Genomic DNA, 14,759 nt, shown 5'->3' on the forward strand with positions numbered 1-14,759 from the left:
GGCTCAGACCTGGGCGCGCTCGGCGACGGCCTGCGCCACCCGGGCGATCGCCTCGTCGACCGGGACTCCGTTCTCCTGGCGCCCGTCGCGGTAGCGGAACGACACCGCGCCTGCCTCGACGTCGTCGGCTCCGGCGATCATCATGAACGGCACCTTCTGCAGCTGCGCGTTGCGGATCTTCTTCTGCATCCGGTCGTCGGAGTCGTCGACCTCGACGCGCAGGCCCTGCGCCCGCATCCGGCGAGCGACGTCGTGCAGGTAGTCGGAGAACGTGTCGGCGACCGGGATCGCCTGCACCTGGACAGGGGCGAGCCACGGCGGGAAGGCGCCGGCGTAGTGCTCCACGAGCACGCCGATGAACCGCTCGATCGAGCCGAACTTGGCCGAGTGGATCATCACCGGCTGCTGCCGCGAGCCGTCGGCCGCGACGTACTCGAGGTCGAACCGCTCGGCGGACGGCTGGTTGAAGTCGTACTGGATGGTCGACATCTGCCAGGTGCGCCCGATGGCGTCGCGCGCCTGCACGGAGACCTTGGGCCCGTAGTACGCCGCGCCACCCGGGTCGGGGACCAGCTCGAGGCCCGACTCGATGCACACGTCCTCGAGCACCTTGGTGGCGATCTCCCAGTCCTCGTCGGAGCCGATGAACTTGTCGGGCTTGGAGTCGTCGCGGGTGGACAGCTCGAGGTAGAAGTCGTCCAGGCCGAAGTCGCGGAACAGCCCGAGGCAGAAGTCCAGGAGGTGCTTGATCTCCGCCGGCGCCTGCTCCCTGGTGACGTAGGAGTGCGAGTCGTCCTGCGCGAACCCGCGCACCCGGGTCAGCCCGTGGATCACACCGGACTTCTCGTGCCGGTAGACGTGGCCGAACTCGAAGAGCCGCAGCGGCAGCTCGCGGTAGGACCGCTGGCGCGACCGGAAGATCAGGTTGTGCATCGGGCAGTTCATCGCCTTGAGGCGGTAGTCCATCCCGTCGACGTCGAGCGGGGGGAACATCCCCTCGCCGTAGTACGGCAGGTGTCCGGACGTGTAGAAGAGCCCTTCCTTGGCGATGTGCGGGGTGCCGACGTACTCGAAGCCCTCCTCGATGTGCCGGCGGCGGACGTAGTCCTCCATCTCCCGCTTGATCACGCCGCCCTTGGGGTGGAAGACCGGGAGGCCGGACCCGATCTCGTCGGGGAAGCTGAAGAGGTCGAGGTCGCGACCGAGCTTGCGGTGGTCGCGCCGCTCGGCCTCCTCGAGCCGGTGCACGTGCTCGGCGAGCGCCTCCTTGGACTCCCAGGCGGTGCCGTAGATGCGTTGGAGCTGCTTGTTCTTCTCGTTGCCGCGCCAGTACGCCGCGGCGGTGCGCATCAGCTTGAAGGCCGGGATCCGCTTCGTGGTGGGCAGGTGCGGGCCGCGGCAGAGGTCCTTCCAGACGACCTCGCCGTTGCGGTCGAGGTTGTCGTAGATGGTGAGCTCGCCGCCGCCGACCTCGGCATCGGCTCCCTCGGCGGCGTCGGCCGCCGACCCCTTCAGACCGATCAGCTCGAGCTTGTAGGGCTCTTCGGCGAGCTCCACGCGGGCGTCGTCGTCACTGGTCACCCGGCGGGAGAACTTCTGGTTCTCCTTGATGATCTTGCGCATCCGGGTCTCGAGCTTCTCGAGGTCCTCGGGCACGAAAGGCGTCTCGACGTCGAAGTCGTAGTAGAAGCCGTTCTCGATAGGCGGCCCGATCCCGAGCCTGGCGTCCGGGTAGAGGTCCTGCACCGCTTGGGCGAGCACGTGCGCGGTGGAGTGCCGCAGGATCGCGCGGCCGTCCTCGCTGCCGATCGCGACACCCTCGACCTCGTCACCGTCGGAGAGCTCGACGGCGAGGTCCTTGAGCACCGGCTCGGGCGCCGACGCCGTCGAGACCCGCGCGGCGATCACGTCGGCGTCGCCCTGGAACAGCTCCCACGCCTTCGTGCCCGTGGTCACGCGCTGCTCCGCCTTGCCGGACTGGCTGATGACGGTCACGCGGACGTCGGACACGGGTGCTCCTCGAGCAGGGGATCAGGACCGGTCGATCGTATCGGTGGGCCCGCCGCCGTCGCGCTGCGGTTTCCCGGCTCCGCAAACGGCGTGGTCCGAGAAGTCCGCGAGCCGCCCGCCAACGGCGAGCGGCTCGAATCGGTGGGCGATACCGGGTTCGAACCAGTGACCTCCTCGGTGCAGACGACACAGCCGCGATACCACTGCCCCGAGAAGTCCGAGAGCCGCCCGCCAACGGCGAGCGGCTCGAATCGGTGGGCGATGCTGGGTTCGAACCAGTGACCTCCTCGGTGCAGACGACACAGCCGCGGTACCACTGCCCCGAGAAGTCCGAGAGCCGCCCGCCAACGGCGAGCGGCTCGAATCGGTGGGCGATACTGGGTTCGAACCAGTGACCTCCTCGGTGCAGACGACACAGCCGCGCTACCACTGCCCCGAGAAGTCCGAGAGCCGCCCGCCAACGGCGAGCGGCTCGAATCGGTGGGCGATACTGGGTTCGAACCAGTGACCTCTTCGGTGTGAACGAAGCGCGCTACCACTGCGCCAATCGCCCCAGATCTGGTGCGCGGGACAGATTAGCCCATCGGGTCCGACGGTTCACATCGAGCCCGAGCACCGCGATCACATCCCCGGCAGCTCCGGCAGGAAGCCGAGGAAGGACTGCGCGCGGTCCCACGCCCGCAGCGACCAGCGCGGCCAGTCGGCGAGCACGAGGTAGCCCGCGGTCAGCCCGGAGACCGCGGCGAGGAGTCCGGAGCCGAGCACGATCCGGCGCCGGCGTACGTGCGGGTCCATGGCCTCGGCGGCGGCCCGGGCTTCCTGGAGCTTGCGGCGCGCAGTCGTCAGCCAGCGGTCTGCCCAGTCCCACTCGGTGGCGAGGATGGCCAGGCCGGCGACGATGCCCAGCAGGCCCAGGTCCGGGCGTCACCATCATCACCAGCCCGGCGCTGAGGACCGCCCCGCCGACCAGGGTGACGACCAGCTTCGTCGTCGCCGACATCGCCCGGTTGCGGTGCAGGTGGGCATGGAGGCGCTGCCAGCGCGATGGCTCGTCGACGGGATCGGGTGGCACCTCCACAGCCTGCCAAACGGGCCGCAACGACCGAGTCCGGGCCCTACCAGGAGGGTGGAATCCGGTCTAGCCCACTGAGCCCTTCAACTAGACCACTGGCTCAGATTTCCTAGACCACGTGCCCGGAAAACGGACTTTTTGGGGCATCTGCAGTTGCGCGACCGCCAAATACCCGCACACTCATCATTGTCGCGCTGGGAGCTGGCGGGAGGGCCTTCTCCATCAGATGCGACCACTGGGAGGACAGACCGATGCAGAAGCAAATCACTGCACAGGCAATCACGGAGCCGATGCGTCTCGAGTTCGTCGACACGGAGGGGTTGTCGACGCCACTGGAGGCGGAGTTCGCCTACGACCCGGCCGACCCGTACGCCGTCAGCGTGCTCTTCACCGACGAGCCGACGCCGGTCCGGTGGACGTTCGCTCGCGAGCTGCTCATCGAGGGCTTCTACGAGCCGACCGGTGACGGCGACGTGCACGTCTGGCCGTGCCTGAGCCCGGAGGGTGCCGCAGTCGTCATCCTCGAGCTGTCCTCGCCCAGTGGTGAGGTGCTCGTCCAGGCGCACTCGCGGACGCTCTCGACCTTCATCCACCAGATGGTGGCGATGGTGCCGCAAGGCTCCGAGGAGTCCCTGGTCGACCTCGACGCGGAGATCGCCCAGCTGCTCGCCTGATCGGCCCGTTCACGGGTCGATGTCGGCCGCAGCCCGGTCTGCCCAGGTCTCCTGCAGCCTGCGGGTCACCGGACCCGGTGCGTCGAGCACCCGGCCGTCCACGCGATGGACCGGCTGCACGTCACGGGTCGTCGAGACCAGGAAGACCTCCTCCGCCTGGTCGAGCACGGTGACCGGCTCGTCCACCTCGACCACGTCGGACCACTCCAGCAGCAGCGCGCGGGTCACGCCGGCCAGGCATCCCGACGCGAGCGACGGCGTCCTCGCCTCACCGCCGATCACGTAGCCGATGTTGGACCCGGTGCCCTCGCAGAGGTTGCCGAGCGTGTTGGCGAAGATCGCCTCGCTGGCCCCGCTCTCCGCGGCCCGGGCCAGGGCGACCACGTTCTCGGCGTACGACGTCGTCTTGAGCCCGGACACCGCACCTCGCTCGTTGCGGACCCACGGCACGAGCGCGACCGCCGCCGTGTCCAGTGCCGGCGCCATCGGGCCGGCAGCCACCACGAGACTCGGCGGGCCGTCTCCCCGGCCCGATCCCATCGGCGCCGGACCTGCCGTGCAGGTGATCCGCAGCCGGGCCAGCGGCAGGACCGGTCCGTCGAGCACTGCCTCCACCCCGCGTCGCACCTCGTCGAGGTCGAGCGCGGGCAACCCGAGACCGGCGGCGGAGACCGCCAGCCGGTCGAGGTGCCGGGTGAGGGCGAACGGGCGGCCGTCGACGACCTTCATGGTCTCGAAGACCCCGTCCCCGACGGTCAGGCCGTGGTCGTCGACACCGATGACAGGAGCCCCCGGGTCGTCGAGCAGCGAGCCGTTGAACCACACGCGCATGACCCGACCCTAGGGGCCGGAAAGGTGCGGCACGCCGGCGCCAGGCCCGAATTGGCCGGTGCGTGGGCATCGGCTATGGTTCTCTTCGCACCGCCGGACTCCGGTGGCCGCAAGCGGACGTAGCTCAGTTGGTAGAGCGCAACCTTGCCAAGGTTGAGGTCGCGAGTTCGAGCCTCGTCGTCCGCTCGGAGAACAGCCGAACCTCCACGGTGGGTTGGCCGAGAGGCGAGGCAACGGACTGCAAATCCGTCTACACGGGTTCAAATCCCGTACCCACCTCGAACGAACACAACTCAAAGCAGTGCCCGGGGCGATTGGCGCAGCGGTAGCGCGCTTCCTTGACACGGAAGAGGTCACTGGTTCAAACCCAGTATCGCCCACCAGAGTGTCCGCAGGTCGGAGGCCGGTCTCCAGAGATGGAGCCGGCCTCGTGGCATGTCCGCGCCCGAGTGCTACAGCAGCGCGGCGAAGCGGGAGACGGCGAGGACGGCCGCGGCGACGAACACGAGCAGGACGGCGCCCTGCTGCGCTCGGCACCACTGGTCCGCGCTCCACCTCGTACGCCGCAGCGCCCTGTGCGTCTGGCTCATCGGGCCACGGCCGCCTTACCGATCAGCCAGCCGCTCACCTCGTGGGCCAGCGGCTCGGGGAGCTCTCGGCCGTTGCGCATCAGCAGGACCATCGCCTCGGTGACGAAGAGCCGGACCTCCTCGGGATGGAAGGTGAGCAGCGCCGCCAGTCCGAGGAGCGCGTCACGCTCGTCCGGGAGCTCACGGGCGAGGTGGTCGAGCAGTGCCTGACACAGGTCGTTGGTGTCCATCAGGGGGCCAATCGCTGGAAGCGAGTCCTCAGCCTCTTCTCGACCGTGGCTCCCAGTGTGCCCCGAACGGGCGTTTGCATGCACCGGTCCGTCCAAGGGGATCGCGAGCGCCGCCTCGTCGTCGATCTCGGCCCGCACGTGTTGCGCAAACTTCCTCTCCGGATCGCCCGATCGGCGTACGGTTGAGCTGCCCGAGCGTCGTCAAGCCACGGCGACACCGTCCCGGGCTGATCAGACGGGTCTGACCAGTGATGCTGCTGGATCCGGGACGCAGATGATTCCCCTGACCAACCCCTACGGCGCGCAGGCGCTCCGGGCCGAGACCAGCGCGGACGACAGCGTCGCCCGCGTGGTGCTGCGCGGTGAGGCCGACTTCTCCACCCTCGGAGAGCTCGACGAGGCCCTCGAAGCCGTCGAGCACGAGGGTGCTCGCGCCATCCAGCTGGTGGTGGGCGAGCTCCACTTCGCCGACGCCGCCACGATCCGACGGCTGACGGCCTTTGCGCGCGAGGCCAGGCGCACGGGTCGCGACGTCACCACCGTCGGAGCGAACCACGCGATCCGCAGGGTGATCGGCCTCCTGCACGCCGAGGACGATCTCGGACTCACCTGAGACTTGACGACCGGACCGGCGGGACCCGCTGCCCAGCGACCGTCGGGACCTTGGTCCCAAGAGACCACAGACCTTCGTCAGTCACAACGAGTCAAGGTGCCCTGACCCTCCGGTTGCCGGAACCGCGACGATGGATGGATCGGGGTGCCTCATCACCAATTGCCTGGGGGAGATCGAGATGGACCCACACACTGCCGAACCCGGCGCCTCGGGCAACGTCATCGCCGCCCGTGACTGCCTGGTCGGGCGCATCGTCGCCGAGCTGCGGAGCCGCGGCTACTACCTCGCCCACATCGACTCGCAGGCCGGTCAGGTGCTCATCGACCTGCGCTGGGCCGCCCAGGCGGCCGGGCGGACCGTCGGCCGCCGGACCCGGACCTACGCCAGCACGGTCGGCAAGCAGCTGCCCGAGATGGTCACGGTGATCGTCGCGCCCGTCGAGGTCTTCTCGGCGTACGAGATCCCCGGCCGCAACGTCACCCGCGCGGTGATCGAGGAGCTGCTCGACGTGCACACCGCCGTCAGCCAGGAGCGCCGGCCCGCCTGAGCCCTGTGCTCACACGGACGTCTGGTCGACGACCGTGCCGTGCTCGTCGCGGACGACGTGCTCGACCCCGCGTTCGCGCGCGGCCTCACGGCCCGCGGCAACGGCCTCCTCGCGCGATCCGTAGGGCCCACCGAGGTCCTCCCCGGGCACGATCGCCGTCTTCCACTGCCCGTTCTCGAAGTAGGTCTCGACCTCGCCGTTCACCATCGGACACCTCCTTGACGTCGAGGGTCCGGTACCCGCCCGTTACGTGGGCAACCCTGTCCCGCTGCGCTCGGCGGCCCGGATTGATGGTTCCGGCCGCGGGTACCCAGTGGCCATGACCGATGATCGCCTGCTCGACACGATCCGGCGGCTCTCGACGAACCTGTCACCGGGAGACCTGGACCACACGCTCGAACGGATCACGGCCGCGGCGGTGGAGGTGCTGCCCGGAGTGCACTACGCGAGCATCACCGTGATGCATGCCGACGGCAAGCTCGAGACCGTCGCACCGACGGACCAGATGCTCCTCGGCGTCGACGCCGCGCAGTACGACCTGCGCGAGGGACCGTGCTACCAGGCGGCCGTCGAGGACGCGTACGTCAGCTCGCCGAACCTCGCGGCAGACGAGCGCTTCACCCGGTACGCCGCCATGGCGGTCAAGGCCGGCATCCGCGCCCAGGCCGGCGTCAAGCTGTTCGACACTCCGAAGCCGAGCGCACAAGGCGCGCTCAACCTGTACTCGCGGGACGTCGGCAACTTCGCCGACATGAGCGTGATCGGTCAGCTCTTCGCCCACCAGGCGACGACTGCGCTCGACTACGCCCGAGAGATCGCGAACCTCCAGGAGGCGGTCCGGACCCGGCAGGCCATCGGCCGCGCGGTCGGGATCGTCATGGAGCGCTACGGGCTGCAGGAGGAGCGGGCCTTCGCCTTCCTGGCGCGGGTGTCGCAGACGCGGAACGTCAAGCTGCGCGACGTCGCCGCGGAGCTCGTCGCCGATGCCGAACGACGCTCCGTCGACTCCCCCACCACCTGACGCCGACCAGCGCTACTTCGAGGGTTGCGGCACGTTGCAATGCTTCACCTTCGGGTTGACGCCGAGGTAGTTCAGCGGGCCGGCGATCACGGTGACCACGACCGTGCTCGTCTTGGCGCAGTTGGCGTCCTTGCCCGAGAAGTAGTCGCGCTGGTACGCCGCCAGCACACCGACGACGAGCCACAGCACGATGAGTGCGGATCCGATTCGCATGACGACCTCCCGTTCACCGCGGAGGTACCCAGTCGTCCGGGCAGCAAGCAGGTCAGCCCGAGGGCGCGACGACGACCTCTGCGACACCGCGCCACCGCGGAGCGGTGCGTCCCTCGACCCGTGCGGTGGCGATCGTCGACACGGTCTCCTCGCCACCGGGAAGCACGCTCTTGATCATCGTCTTCGCCGCCTCGATCGCAGCCGGCTCCGCGTCGTAGGTCTGCGGAGTCCGCAGTCGCACGACCAGACCCTCCTGCTGGCCGCTGACCTCCCAGGTGCCGACGACGCCCGCGCACGATCCCACGGCGTAGAGGAGGTCGATCATCGCGCGGGTGGCGCGCGGCGAGCCGGGCAGGCGGCGTCCGGGCATGCCAGGGCCTCCAGGGAAGAGATGGGGGCTGGGGCACGCTGTTTTCGACCCGCGGCGCAACCGTACCCAAGCCGCGCCAGCAGCGGGCCACGAGGTCCGCGGACACTCCCGAGCGAAGGTCCTCTACGGTGTCCTCATGTCCGTCACTCGCGGCTTCTCGGGAAAGCGACGGCCCGACCGCCCCGACCGGCTCCCGCCCGGCCAGTACGACACCGGCTCGGACTGGCCCGTGCTCACCGCGGAGGCGACACCGCAGATCCCTCCCGAGGAGTGGACGATCACGGTCGACGGCCTCGTCGAGCGGCCGCACACGTGGAGCTGGCGCGAGGCGCACGCCCTTCCCGGGTCGACGTACTTCGGCGACATCCACTGCGTCACGTCGTGGTCCAAGCTCGACGTGACCTTCGGTGGTCTCGCCGTCGACGAGCTGCTCGCGCTTGCCGGGCCGCTGCCGGAGGCGGCGTACGTGATGGCGCACTCGACGACCGGCTACACGACGAACCTCCCGCTCGCCGACGTCACCGGCGGCAAGGCGTGGCTGGCGTGGGAGTACGACGGGCGACCCCTCACCGCCGAGCACGGCGGCCCGGTCCGCCTGCTGGTCCCGCACCTGTACTTCTGGAAGTCGGCGAAGTTCGTCTCCCGGCTCGAGCTGATGGCCGAGGACCGGCCAGGCTTCTGGGAGCAGAACGGCTACCACGACCGCGGCGATCCCTGGCTCGAGCAGCGCTACCAGGGAGACCCGTGACGGCCGCGGCCACCGACGACGCCGTCACGCCGCGACCGTGGACCACCGCCCGCGTCGCCGAGCTCGAGCGGATCGGTGACCGGCTCGTCAGGCTGCGCCTCGATCTCGCCGAGCGCTTCGACTTCGTCCCCGGACAGCACTGCGCCCTGCGGCTGCGAGCCGAAGACGGCTACACGGCCCAGCGCGACTATTCCGTCGCCTCCGACCCGGCCGACGCGCTCCTCGAGCTCATGGTCGAGTGCCTGCCCGGCGGCGAGGTGTCCGGGCACCTCCACGACGAGGCGCGGGTCGGCGACGAGTTCGAGCTGCGCGGCCCGATCGGCGGCTGGTTCACGTGGACCGGCGAGCCCTCGTCGATCTGCCTGACCGGGGGCACGGGCGTGGTCCCGATCGTCTCGATGCTCCGGTACGCACGTCGCCTCGGGTTCGCCGACCGGCTGCGGATCTGCGCCGTCGGCCGCACCCACCTCGAGCTCCCCTACGTCGACGAGCTCATCGCCGCGGGCGCGATGGTCGCGCTGACGCGGGAGAACCTCGGCGACCGGGTCGCCGCTCCGCCGTACCCCTCCGAGCTGGAGCCGCTGGTCACCGGAGCCGAGCGCGCCTACGTGTGCGGATCGGTCGGCTTCGCGTCGTACGCCGTGCGCACGCTGGCCGAGCTGGGCTTCCCCACCGACGCGATCCGGGTCGAGCAGTTCGGCGCGACCGGTTGAGGCTGCCCGCGACCCTGGCGGACGCCCGCTTTGTCTCCGCCGATCGGTCGCCCGGCCGTGGCGAGAAGTGGCTACAGACGCCTGCCCGACTGGTTCGCGAGGATCGGCACGCGTCCGTCACGGAAGGCACGAGGGAGCGGGCGCAGTGGCGTCGCTCCGGTGTTACCCCCAGCATCCGGAGCGGCGCCGCCTCGCTGCACCTCACGGTGTGTCGCTGCAGCCGCGAGCGTTTGCGACGCGCACAATCGGGGCACTTGGGCGGTGCGACGCGGTCGTCCGCGCGCCCGATCCGATGGAGGTGGGCAGTGTGAGCGTCATTCCCGTGCCGGCGACGCCGGAGCCGTCAGACCCACCCGAGACGCCGCTGCTGCGCCTGGTCACCCACGAGCACACGTGGCACCTGCGGTCGGTGGAGTACGACGACGCCTTCGAGGTGCGCCGCTACGAGTGCGCCGGCTGCGACGACGTCCTGTACCGCTGACTGGGCTCCGCGATCAGTCGGCGTCGTCGGCGAGCGTCTCGCCGTGCGTGCCGGGCCTCGGCGCCCATGGAAGCTCCTTCGAAGGCCTGACGACGATCAACCGGTCGCCCCGGGCCAGCTGGGTGACCGTCGGGTCGAAGTAGCGGTAGACCTTCTCGTCCCGCAGCACGGCGATGACCTGGTCGGGCAGCGACTGGGGCGCCTTGCCGACCTCCGAGACGAGCAGCTCACGCTCCGCGACCTCGAGGCCCTCGCCGTAGGTGAGCAGGTCCTCGAGCACGGCTGCGAGCGGGGGCGAGATCGACGAGAGCCCGACCAGCCGGCCGACCGCGTCCGAGGACGTGACCACGGCGTCCGCTCCACTCTGGCGGACCAGTGGCACGTTGTCCTGCTCGCGGACCGCCGCGACGATGTACGCGTCCGGGTTGAGCTGGCGCACGGTGAGGGTCGCCAGCACCGCGGTGTCGTCGCGGGCGGTGGTGATGATCACCTGACGCGCGCGGTCGACGCCGGCGCGCCGCAGGACGTCACGCCGGCTGGCGTCGCCGGTGACGACCGCGAATCCGGCGGCATGCGCCTCCCCCAGCGCGACGCTGCTCGGGTCGACGACCACGACCTCCTCCTTGGACACGCCGTTGCTGACCAAGGTGTCCAGGGCACTCCGGCCCTTGGTGCCGTATCCGATCACCACGACGTGCTGGTCCATGTGCTTCCTCCATCGGGCGGCTCGGAAGGTCTCACGTCCCTGCGCGGCAAGCACCTCGAGCGTGGTGCCGATCAGCAGCACCAGGAACGCGACGCGCAGCGGAGTGACGACGAAGGCGTTGATCATCCGGGAGTGGTCGGCGACGGGCGCGATGTCGCCGTACCCGGTCGTGCTGAGCGTCACCGTCGTGTAGTAGATCGCGTCGACCAGCCCGACGGCGTAGTGGCTCCCCGGATCGGCGTTGTCGCGGTAGCCGTCGCGGTCGAAGTAGACCAGGAGCACGGTGACGACCAGGACGCCGAGGGCGAGCAGGATGCGCTGGGTGAGCCGCCACCACGGGGAGCGGGTCGAGGCCGGCAGCAGCAGCTGACCGGTCACCACCTTCGCGTCGGCGACCACGTCCTCAGTCCCCGACCACGGTCCCGTAGATGACCGTGGTGTCGCGCGGTCTGGAGCCCTTCACCCGGGAGGTGTCCATCGTGACGAACCTGAACGTGTCGCCCTTGTGCGGCGTGACGGACCCCGTCGAGTGGCTCCACGTGCCGCAGAGCAGGCCGTCCTTGACCCCGGGCTCGTCCTTGACGGCGTCACCCTGCAGGCACAGCTTGGCGGTGCCGGTCTCGAAGCTGACCACGGTGGCAGTCTGGCCGTGCTCGTTGTCGGGTCCGACGACGGCTCCGGTGAGATAACCGGCCAGGAGGCAGAAGGCGCCGCCCGCAAGGAACACCGGGGTCGGCAGCGTCACGTTTCCCACACGCAGAGCATGGCACGCAGGGTGGGTGTGTCCGGGCAGCGACCCCGGTAGTGGGGACGACGCTCAGCGACGACGGCCGTGCAGCGGGATCACCTTCGCGCCGGCCGGGCCGGTCCAGGTGTCCTCGATGGTGATCCGGTTGTCGCACCAGCGACGCAGGACCACCCAGTGCCCCGGCTCGGGCACGCAACCGCGGTCACAGGCGATGCGGGCGAGCATCGCACCGCTGTAGCTGGCGCGCACCTCTCCCTGATCGGTGAGCACCCGGGCGACGCCGGGCTCACCCCCGACCACGCACCCCACCCAGGGGTCGAGCCGGGAGACTCTTTCGGCGCTCACGGGCACGCCGCTCCTGCGGAGTTCACGACTCGAATGTACTTCCGCAGGCACATGTGTGCATGTGATTAAGCCTCGCTCTCGTCATGCGGACCACGCCACGGCAGCACCGCGTCGAGGCTCAGCCGGTGCAGCAGCTCGGACCGCGCCGAGGCCAGTTCCTTCTGCGGCCAGATCTGGTCGAAGGCCGCGTTGAGCGCGGCACCGATGAGTACCGCAATGGAGAGGATGTAGAGCCACAGCAGCACCGCGATCGGGGCCGCGAGCGGCCCGTAGATCGAGGTCGAGCCCTGTGCGGTGCCGACCAGCACGAAGCGCAGCACGGCCGACCCCACGATCCAGCAGAACATCGTGAAGACCGCTCCGGGGACGTTGTAGCGCCAGGCGGTCCGCACCGGCACCGACACGTGGTAGAGGGTCGTGAGGAAGACCACGCACAGCAGCATCACCGTCGGCCAGTACAGGCCGTTGAGGAAGTGCAGCCGATCGGGAAGCGTCCGGGCCACGACCCGGGGGCCGGCCACCACGAGCGGGATCGTGACGACGCCGGTCAGCATCCCGAGCACGTAGAGCAGGAACGACAGTGCCCGGGTGCGGATGATGCCGCGATGCCCGCTGAGGCCGTACATGATCGTGATCGTGTCGACGAAGACGTTGAGCGCCCGGGAGCCCGACCACAGGGCCAGGATGAAGCCGATCGAGATCACGTCGTACCGGCCGCCCTTGAGGACGTCGTTGAGGGTCGGCCGGATGATCTTGTCGACGGTCTCCGGGGTGAGCGCGCGCCCGGCGAGGTCGAGCACGGTGGAGCGCACGTCGGCGATCTGGCTGTTGTCGAGCTGGGCGAACACGTAGCCGATCGAACCGGCGAGCGCGAAGATCAGCGGCGGCAGTGAGAGCACCGCGAAGAAGGCGGCCTCGGCGGCCAGGCCGGTCACCCGGTGGCGCAGGCAGGTGCCGACGGTGAGGACGACGATCCGCCAGATGCCGCGCCGGATCCGGAGCAGCGACCATTGCCCGGCAGTCGCGCGGGCCTCGCTCTCCGCTGCCATGCCGCCTACCGTACGGTCCCGGAGCGCCATAGGCCGGGAGCTAGCTGGTGCCGTAGACGGGTTCCGGCGCGGCGCCCTCGGCGATCAGCGCGCGGACCGCCTCCGCGACCTCGGTCGCCTCCCACCGGCGGCCGATGTCGCGCCTCGGACCGTGGGCCCATCCCTGCTCGACGCAGAGCTGACCGCCCTCGATCTCCAGGACGCGACCGGTGACGTCGCCGGCCTCCTCGGAGGCGAGCCACGCGACGACCGGTGAGTTGTTCGCGGGGTCCATCCTGTCGAACGCGACCTCACCATCCGGGGTGGCCATCATCTCGGGGAACGCGCCCTCGGTCATCCGGGTCCGGGCGACCGGGGCGATCGCATTCACCGTCACGCCGTACCGGCCGAGCTCGGCAGCCGCGACGAGGGTCATCGCCGCGATGCCGGCCTTGGCGGCGGAGTACGTGGTCTGCCCGATGCTTCCCTGCAGGCCCGCGCCCGAGGACGTGTTGACGACGCGGGCGGCCCGCGTCCGGCCCTCCTTGGCCTCGTTGCGCCAGTAGGCACCGGCGTGCCGCAGTGGCGCGAAGTGGCCCTTGAGGTGGACGCGGATCACGGCGTCCCACTCCTCCTCGGAGGTGTTCACCAGCATCCGGTCGCGGACGAACCCCGCGTTGTTGACCAGGATGTCGAGGCCGCCGTACGTGTCGATCGCCTGCTGCACCATCGCCGCGGCCTGCGCGAAGTCGGCGACGTCCGCGCCGTTGGCGACCGCTTCGCCGCCGTCCTGCTCGATCAGGGCAACCACCTCGTCCGCGGGCGACTCCCCCGTGCCCTCGCCGGCCAGCGAGACGCCGAAGTCGTTCACGACCACCTTGGCGCCGTGGCGCGCCAGCTCCAGGGCGTGCGCGCGGCCGATGCCACGACCTGCTCCGGTCACGATCGCCACGCGACCTTCCAGAAGACGACTCACTGCTGCTCCTTGCTGACGGACTGACGACTCGAGGGGGACGGGCTGGCTACTCGACGGAGAGGAAGATCGGGGGCTCGCCACCGCCGTGGCAGGCGACCTGGGCGCCGCTGACGTAGGAGGCCAGGTCGCTGGCGAGGAACGCGACCACGTGGCCGACCTCGGTGGGCTCGGCCATCCGTCGCAGCGGGATGGTCCGCTCGATCGCGGCGACCCGGTCGTCGCCGCCGTAGTGGTCGCCGGTCTGCTCGGTCCGGCACAGTCCGACGTCGACCGAGTTGATCCGCACCTTGGGCGCCCACTCCACCGCGAGCGTGCGGGTCAGGGAGTCGACCCCGGCCTTGGCAGCGCCGTACGCCGCCGTGCCGGGTGAGGGTCTCAGGGCACTGACCGAGGAGATGTTCACGATCGACCCGCCGCTGTCCTGGCGCTGCATCACCGCGTTGGCGGCCTGCGCGACCAGCAGCGGGGCGTGCAGGTTGAGGCCGAGCACCTTGTCGTGGAAGCGCGGCGAGGCGTCCGCGGCCAGCGCGTAGGGCGCTCCCCCGGCGTTGTTGACGAGCACGTCGAGGCGGCCGTGCCGGGCGAGGATCCCGTCGACGAGGGCGGCCACCGAGTCGGGATCGCGGACGTCGCACTGCTCGTGGGTGCTGCCGGGCAGCGGGTCGGCCTCGGAGCGGCCACAGGTCACGACCGTGGCGCCGGCAGCGACGAGGACCTCGGTGATCCCGCGGCCGATGCCGCGGGAGCCGCCGGTGACCAGCGCGACGCGGCCGGAGAGGTCCAGGGTGAGCGGCATGCTGATAGGGTACCAAGCAAATGCTTGGTTTGGTTTCGACAGGCTCA

The 14,759-nt window shown here is 70.1% G+C and carries 21 protein-coding genes, 4 tRNA genes and 1 pseudogene; 10 read left to right on the forward strand and 16 right to left on the reverse strand.

Going from position 1 to position 14,759, the window contains the following annotated elements:
• Positions 1-3: 3 nt before the first annotated feature.
• From thrS to ACVW00_RS11080, 4 genes and pseudogenes are all read right to left on the reverse strand, one after another.
• A complete protein-coding gene (thrS, locus tag ACVW00_RS11065) occupies positions 4-2,010 on the reverse strand; it encodes a threonine--tRNA ligase (protein ID WP_457110950.1) in 2,007 nt (668 codons plus the stop codon).
• Positions 2,011-2,491: 481 nt separating this feature from the next.
• Positions 2,492-2,563, reverse strand: a tRNA-Val gene (locus ACVW00_RS11070).
• Between the two features lie 68 nt (positions 2,564-2,631).
• Positions 2,632-2,805, reverse strand: coding sequence for a hypothetical protein (locus tag ACVW00_RS11075; protein ID WP_457110951.1), 174 nt, complete (start codon positions 2,803-2,805; stop codon positions 2,632-2,634).
• Positions 2,806-2,847: 42 nt separating this feature from the next.
• Positions 2,848-2,925 (reverse strand): annotated as a pseudogene (locus ACVW00_RS11080) (PGPGW domain-containing protein); the annotation flags it as partial.
• Between the two features lie 408 nt (positions 2,926-3,333).
• Here ACVW00_RS11080 and ACVW00_RS11085 point away from each other — a divergent pair.
• A complete protein-coding gene (locus ACVW00_RS11085) occupies positions 3,334-3,756 on the forward strand; it encodes an SsgA family sporulation/cell division regulator (protein WP_457110952.1) in 423 nt (140 codons plus the stop codon).
• A gap of 9 nt (positions 3,757-3,765) precedes the next feature.
• On the opposite strand, the gene ACVW00_RS11090 is transcribed toward ACVW00_RS11085, so the two are convergent.
• Positions 3,766-4,587, reverse strand: coding sequence for an aminotransferase class IV (locus tag ACVW00_RS11090; protein WP_457110953.1), 822 nt, complete (start codon positions 4,585-4,587; stop codon positions 3,766-3,768).
• A gap of 113 nt (positions 4,588-4,700) precedes the next feature.
• Between ACVW00_RS11090 and ACVW00_RS11095 the strand changes: the two genes are divergently transcribed.
• The 3 genes from ACVW00_RS11095 (at position 4,701) to ACVW00_RS11105 (ending at position 4,970) form a co-directional block, all read left to right on the forward strand.
• Positions 4,701-4,773 (forward strand) — tRNA-Gly (locus ACVW00_RS11095).
• Positions 4,774-4,795: 22 nt separating this feature from the next.
• Positions 4,796-4,866 (forward strand) — tRNA-Cys (locus tag ACVW00_RS11100).
• 29 nt (positions 4,867-4,895) lie between these two features.
• A tRNA-Val gene (locus ACVW00_RS11105) sits at positions 4,896-4,970 on the forward strand.
• Between the two features lie 69 nt (positions 4,971-5,039).
• Here the strand turns inward: ACVW00_RS11105 and ACVW00_RS11110 are convergent.
• Both ACVW00_RS11110 and ACVW00_RS11115 read right to left on the reverse strand, forming a co-directional pair.
• Entirely contained in the window at positions 5,040-5,177 is a 138-nt protein-coding gene (locus tag ACVW00_RS11110; protein WP_457110954.1) for a hypothetical protein, read from the reverse strand.
• Complete coding sequence (locus tag ACVW00_RS11115) at positions 5,174-5,407, reverse strand: hypothetical protein (protein WP_457110955.1); 234 nt, start codon at positions 5,405-5,407, stop codon at positions 5,174-5,176. The genes ACVW00_RS11110 and ACVW00_RS11115 overlap by 4 nt, the downstream gene beginning before the upstream one ends.
• A 274-nt stretch (positions 5,408-5,681) precedes the next feature.
• Here ACVW00_RS11115 and ACVW00_RS11120 point away from each other — a divergent pair, with 274 nt between their 5' ends.
• A complete protein-coding gene (locus ACVW00_RS11120) occupies positions 5,682-6,020 on the forward strand; it encodes an STAS domain-containing protein (protein ID WP_457110956.1) in 339 nt (112 codons plus the stop codon).
• 178 nt (positions 6,021-6,198) lie between these two features.
• Positions 6,199-6,567, forward strand: coding sequence for a hypothetical protein (locus tag ACVW00_RS11125; protein ID WP_457110957.1), 369 nt, complete (start codon positions 6,199-6,201; stop codon positions 6,565-6,567).
• 9 nt (positions 6,568-6,576) lie between these two features.
• Here ACVW00_RS11125 and ACVW00_RS11130 read toward each other — a convergent pair whose 3' ends face one another.
• Positions 6,577-6,774 carry a DUF2188 domain-containing protein gene (locus ACVW00_RS11130; RefSeq protein ID WP_457110958.1) on the reverse strand — a complete coding sequence of 66 codons (198 nt, stop codon included), beginning with the start codon at positions 6,772-6,774 and terminating at the stop codon, positions 6,577-6,579.
• A gap of 112 nt (positions 6,775-6,886) precedes the next feature.
• Here ACVW00_RS11130 and ACVW00_RS11135 point away from each other — a divergent pair, with 112 nt between their 5' ends.
• Entirely contained in the window at positions 6,887-7,588 is a 702-nt protein-coding gene (locus ACVW00_RS11135; RefSeq protein ID WP_457110959.1) for an ANTAR domain-containing protein, read from the forward strand.
• A gap of 12 nt (positions 7,589-7,600) precedes the next feature.
• Here the strand turns inward: ACVW00_RS11135 and ACVW00_RS11140 are convergent, their stop codons facing one another.
• Both ACVW00_RS11140 and ACVW00_RS11145 read right to left on the reverse strand, forming a co-directional pair.
• Complete coding sequence (locus ACVW00_RS11140; RefSeq protein ID WP_457110960.1) at positions 7,601-7,801, reverse strand: hypothetical protein; 201 nt, start codon at positions 7,799-7,801, stop codon at positions 7,601-7,603.
• 52 nt (positions 7,802-7,853) lie between these two features.
• Positions 7,854-8,171, reverse strand: a complete 318-nt coding sequence (locus ACVW00_RS11145; protein WP_457110961.1) for a hypothetical protein — start codon at positions 8,169-8,171, stop codon at positions 7,854-7,856.
• 136 nt (positions 8,172-8,307) lie between these two features.
• On the opposite strand from ACVW00_RS11145, the gene ACVW00_RS11150 reads away from it, so the two are divergent.
• From ACVW00_RS11150 to ACVW00_RS11160, 3 genes are all read left to right on the forward strand, one after another.
• Positions 8,308-8,919 (forward strand): sulfite oxidase-like oxidoreductase, encoded by a 612-nt coding sequence (locus ACVW00_RS11150; protein WP_457110962.1) that lies wholly within the window; start codon positions 8,308-8,310, stop codon positions 8,917-8,919.
• Complete coding sequence (locus tag ACVW00_RS11155) at positions 8,916-9,632, forward strand: FAD-binding oxidoreductase (protein ID WP_457110963.1); 717 nt, start codon at positions 8,916-8,918, stop codon at positions 9,630-9,632. Before ACVW00_RS11150 ends, ACVW00_RS11155 begins: the two co-directional genes overlap by 4 nt.
• Positions 9,633-9,939: 307 nt before the next feature.
• Positions 9,940-10,113, forward strand: coding sequence for a hypothetical protein (locus ACVW00_RS11160; RefSeq protein ID WP_457110964.1), 174 nt, complete (start codon positions 9,940-9,942; stop codon positions 10,111-10,113).
• 13 nt (positions 10,114-10,126) lie between these two features.
• Here ACVW00_RS11160 and ACVW00_RS11165 read toward each other — a convergent pair whose 3' ends face one another.
• The 6 genes from ACVW00_RS11165 to ACVW00_RS11190 form a co-directional block, all read right to left on the reverse strand.
• Positions 10,127-11,218, reverse strand: coding sequence for a potassium channel family protein (locus ACVW00_RS11165; RefSeq protein WP_457110965.1), 1,092 nt, complete (start codon positions 11,216-11,218; stop codon positions 10,127-10,129).
• Positions 11,219-11,222: 4 nt separating this feature from the next.
• A complete protein-coding gene (locus tag ACVW00_RS11170; protein ID WP_457110966.1) occupies positions 11,223-11,573 on the reverse strand; it encodes a hypothetical protein in 351 nt (116 codons plus the stop codon).
• Positions 11,574-11,636: 63 nt separating this feature from the next.
• Positions 11,637-11,912 (reverse strand): hypothetical protein, encoded by a 276-nt coding sequence (locus ACVW00_RS11175; protein ID WP_457110967.1) that lies wholly within the window; start codon positions 11,910-11,912, stop codon positions 11,637-11,639.
• A 65-nt stretch (positions 11,913-11,977) separates the two neighbouring features.
• Complete coding sequence (locus tag ACVW00_RS11180) at positions 11,978-12,961, reverse strand: YihY/virulence factor BrkB family protein (RefSeq protein WP_457110968.1); 984 nt, start codon at positions 12,959-12,961, stop codon at positions 11,978-11,980.
• Between the two features lie 40 nt (positions 12,962-13,001).
• Entirely contained in the window at positions 13,002-13,916 is a 915-nt protein-coding gene (locus ACVW00_RS11185) for an SDR family oxidoreductase (RefSeq protein WP_457110969.1), read from the reverse strand.
• A gap of 46 nt (positions 13,917-13,962) precedes the next feature.
• Positions 13,963-14,712, reverse strand: coding sequence for an SDR family oxidoreductase (locus ACVW00_RS11190; RefSeq protein ID WP_457110970.1), 750 nt, complete (start codon positions 14,710-14,712; stop codon positions 13,963-13,965).
• Between the last annotated feature and the right edge of the window lie 47 nt (positions 14,713-14,759).

It is taken from the genome of Marmoricola sp. URHA0025 HA25 (assembly GCF_054059435.1).

Coding starts and splice junctions, on each gene's coding strand:
- ACVW00_RS11075 (WP_457110951.1), bottom strand. CDS start 2,805: ATGGACCCGCACGTACGCCGGCGCCGGATCGTGCTCGGCTCCGGACTC.
- ACVW00_RS11085 (WP_457110952.1), top strand. CDS start 3,334: ATGCAGAAGCAAATCACTGCACAGGCAATCACGGAGCCGATGCGTCTC.
- ACVW00_RS11090 (WP_457110953.1), bottom strand. CDS start 4,587: ATGCGCGTGTGGTTCAACGGCTCGCTGCTCGACGACCCGGGGGCTCCT.
- ACVW00_RS11110 (WP_457110954.1), bottom strand. CDS start 5,177: ATGAGCCAGACGCACAGGGCGCTGCGGCGTACGAGGTGGAGCGCGGAC.
- ACVW00_RS11115 (WP_457110955.1), bottom strand. CDS start 5,407: ATGGACACCAACGACCTGTGTCAGGCACTGCTCGACCACCTCGCCCGT.
- ACVW00_RS11120 (WP_457110956.1), top strand. CDS start 5,682: ATGATTCCCCTGACCAACCCCTACGGCGCGCAGGCGCTCCGGGCCGAG.
- ACVW00_RS11125 (WP_457110957.1), top strand. CDS start 6,199: ATGGACCCACACACTGCCGAACCCGGCGCCTCGGGCAACGTCATCGCC.
- ACVW00_RS11130 (WP_457110958.1), bottom strand. CDS start 6,774: ATGGTGAACGGCGAGGTCGAGACCTACTTCGAGAACGGGCAGTGGAAG.
- ACVW00_RS11135 (WP_457110959.1), top strand. CDS start 6,887: ATGACCGATGATCGCCTGCTCGACACGATCCGGCGGCTCTCGACGAAC.
- ACVW00_RS11140 (WP_457110960.1), bottom strand. CDS start 7,801: ATGCGAATCGGATCCGCACTCATCGTGCTGTGGCTCGTCGTCGGTGTG.
- ACVW00_RS11145 (WP_457110961.1), bottom strand. CDS start 8,171: ATGCCCGGACGCCGCCTGCCCGGCTCGCCGCGCGCCACCCGCGCGATG.
- ACVW00_RS11150 (WP_457110962.1), top strand. CDS start 8,308: ATGTCCGTCACTCGCGGCTTCTCGGGAAAGCGACGGCCCGACCGCCCC.
- ACVW00_RS11180 (WP_457110968.1), bottom strand. CDS start 12,961: ATGGCAGCGGAGAGCGAGGCCCGCGCGACTGCCGGGCAATGGTCGCTG.
- ACVW00_RS11190 (WP_457110970.1), bottom strand. CDS start 14,712: ATGCCGCTCACCCTGGACCTCTCCGGCCGCGTCGCGCTGGTCACCGGC.